Here is a 3,198-nt window from a genome sequence, read left to right as displayed (position 1 = left end):
TGCGGGAATGCCGGGTGTTTTCCGGTGCCTCGCTGTGAATACTCGTGTGCGTGATGGCCGTTTTCTGCACGCGAGGCTGCGGGTGCCACTGGGCATCCGGCATTCCCCACGCCCTCTGGGCGGGAAGTTCTGGCAACAGCTCGGGCGCCACGCGTCGCGAGGACGAATGTGTTTCTGGAGTGTGTTACGCCATCCTTGCGAGTTGCCTCGCGCCCTGTTTTCGGCCCTGTATTATCAGGGATTATCAGGGGGCGATTCATGGCTGAGGGAGGGAGGCCGCGAGGGCAAATGTGTTTCTGGAATATCTCACACCGTCATTGCGAGGAGCCCTTGCGCCGAAGCAATCCAGCTTTCTTTTCGCGGAGTCAAAGCTGGATTGCTTCGCTAATGCTCGCAATGACGGGGAAAAAGCGGGGCCTTCGTTCCCCTGTCGAGGAGCGAAGCGACCAGGTAATTGTCAGCCCTGCCCTGCAATGACTGCATCCACCACGCGCATTCTTGATTTGAACTCTTCCAGGTTCCAGTCCACGATCCAATCGAAGTTCAATCGATGGGTTGGACCACACAGGGGAACGCGATGGCAAACCTCACGACAAAACTCACAATCAACGGCAAATCATTCGACGTCGATGTCGAGCCGGATACGCCGCTGCTCTGGGCGATCCGGGAAAACGCCGGTCTGACCGGCACCAAATACGGCTGCGGCATTGCACAATGCGGGGCCTGCACCGTCCACATCGATGGCGTTGCGGTGCGCTCGTGCGGCATGCAGGTCAGCGACGCCGCCGGCAAGCAGATCACCACCATCGAAGGCCTGGCCACTGATGGCGCGTTGCACAAGGTGCAGCAGGCCTGGATCGATCACGATGTTCCGCAATGCGGATATTGCCAGAGCGGCATGATCATGGCGGTATCGGCGCTGCTCAGGGAGAAGCCGAAACCGACCGACAGGGATATCGACGAAGCCATCACCAATATCTGCCGCTGCGGCACCTTCCAGCAGGTGCGCGAGGCGATCCACGCCGCCGCGAACATTTGAGGAGGCCGCCATGAATTCTTTGCCCAGACTCAGCCGCCGCGCCTTCGTGATCGGCACCGCCGCTGCCGGCACCGGCCTTGCGCTCGGCCTCGACATTCCCTTCGGTCCGGCCTTGGTGCGCGCCGCCGACGGCTCGCCAGTCAACGCTCCAGAAGTCAACGCCTGGGTCGTGATCCGGCCCGACGACACCGTCGTCATTCGCATTGCGCGATCGGAGATGGGCCAGGGCACCCTCACCGGCCTTGCCCAGCTCGTCGCCGAGGAACTCGAATGCGACTGGTCGAAAGTCACGACCGAATATCCGACGCCGGGGCAGAGCGTCGCCCGCAAACGCGCCTGGGGCGACTTTTCGACCGGCGGCAGCCGCGGCATACGGAGCTCGCAGGAATATGTCCGCAAGGGCGGCGCCACCGCGCGCATGATGCTGGTCCAGGCCGCCGCTAATCAATGGAAGGTGCCGGCTACGGAATGCACCGCCGCCAACAGCATCATCACCCACACGCCGTCGGGGCGCACCACGACCTATGGCAAGGTTGCTGAAGCTGCGGCAAAGGTCGAACCCCCTGCCGACGTGAAGCTGAAGGATCCGAAAGACTGGAAGCTTGTCGGCAAGGGCGTAAAACGCCTCGATACGGTCGACAAGACCACCGGCGCGATGATCTATGGCGTCGACGTCAAGCTGCCGGGCATGCTGAACGCCGCGATCAAGGATTGTCCGGTATTCGGCGGCAAGCTGCAAAGCTTCGACGAAGCCAAGGTCCTGGGCATGAAGGGCGTCAAGAAGGTGGTGAAAGTCAACGACCACGCCGTAGCCGTTGTCGCCGACACCTGGTGGCACGCCAAATCGGCGCTCGATGCCCTGCCGATCGTCTGGGACGAAGGCGACAACGCCAGGGTTTCCAGCGCTTCGATCGCGCAATGGCTCGAGGAAGGTCTTGATCCGGCGCAGCCGGCCTTCATCGGCAACCAGCACGGCGACGCCAAGGCAGCCACAGCAGGCGCCGCCAAGAAGGTCGAGGCGGTCTACAACTATCCCTACCAGAACCATGCCACGATGGAGCCGCTGAATGCGACCGCGCTCTATACCGCGGACAAATGCGAGGTCTGGTGCGGCACGCAGAATGGCGAGGCCGCCTTCGCCGCTGTGCTGGAAGCCTCGGGCCTCTCCGCCGACAAATGCGACGTGCACAAGCAGATCCTCGGCGGCGGCTTTGGCCGTCGCGGCCAGACCGACTATGTCCGGCAGGCGGTTGCCATCGCCAAGCAGATGCCGGGCACCCCTGTCAAACTGCTGTGGTCGCGCGAAGAGGACATGCAGCACGGCATGTATCATCCGATCACGCACTGCAAACTGACCGGCGCCTTCGATGCCGACAACAATCTGACCGCGCTGCAAATCCGGCTGTCGGGACAGTCCATCCTGTTCAGCCTGCGGCCGGAGGCCCTGGTCAACGGCATGGATCCGGTCGCGTTCCAGGGTCTCAATGCCACGGGCGAAGCGGCGATCGGCTATTCCGTGCCCAATCTTCTGGTCGAGCATGCGATGCGCAATCCCCACGTCCCGCCGGGCTTCTGGCGCGGCGTCAATGTCAATCACAACGCCATCTATCTCGAATGCTTCATGGATGAACTGGCCCACGCCGTGCGCCAGGACCCGCTCGCGTTTCGGCGCAAGCTGATGACCGATCACCCCAAGAACCTTGCCGTGCTCAACGCGGTCGCCGAGAAGATCGGCTGGGACAAACCGGCGCCGCAAGGGGTTTATCGCGGCATCGCCCAGCACATGGGCTATGGCAGTTACGTCGCGGGTGCGGCCGAAATCTCGGTGACCGACGGCAACAAGATCAAGGTGCACCGCATCGTCGCCGCCACCGATCCGGGCTACGCCGTCAATCCGGCGCAGATCGAGCGCCAGGTCGCCGGTTCGTTCGTCTACGGCCTGTCGGGGCTGTTCTACGGCGGATGCACCGTCAAGGACGGCCGCATCGAGCAATCGAATTTCGATACCTATAATTCGATGCGGATGGCCGAGATGCCGAAGGTGGAAGCGATCATCATGCCGAGCGGCGGGTTCTGGGGCGGGGTCGGCGAGCCGACCATCTGCGTCGCCGCACCGGCCGTGCTCAACGCCTACTTCGCGGCGACGGGAAAGCGAATCC

Annotated in this window: 2 protein-coding genes; both read left to right on the top strand. The window is 62.8% G+C overall.

Going from position 1 to position 3,198, the window contains the following annotated elements:
- Positions 1-550 precede the first annotated feature (550 nt).
- Positions 551-1,039: a (2Fe-2S)-binding protein gene (locus ABSG20_RS33370; protein ID WP_423868702.1), complete on the top strand. Its 489-nt coding sequence runs from the start codon at positions 551-553 to the stop codon at positions 1,037-1,039.
- Between the two features lie 10 nt (positions 1,040-1,049).
- The coding region (locus tag ABSG20_RS33365; RefSeq protein ID WP_423868701.1) for a xanthine dehydrogenase family protein molybdopterin-binding subunit at positions 1,050-3,198 on the top strand (2,149 nt) is incomplete at its 3' end.

Origin of the sequence: Bradyrhizobium sp., from assembly GCF_049512235.1 — a bacterium.
Lineage (GTDB): Bacteria > Pseudomonadota > Alphaproteobacteria > Rhizobiales > Xanthobacteraceae > Bradyrhizobium.
The sequence above is the reverse complement of the archived record's forward strand: the minus strand, read 5'-3'. Positions and strand labels throughout refer to the sequence as shown.

Bases quoted from the DNA above. Each gene is read 5' to 3' on its own strand.
- ABSG20_RS33370 (WP_423868702.1), top strand. From the start codon at position 551: ATGGGTTGGACCACACAGGGGAACGCGATGGCAAACCTCACGACAAAA.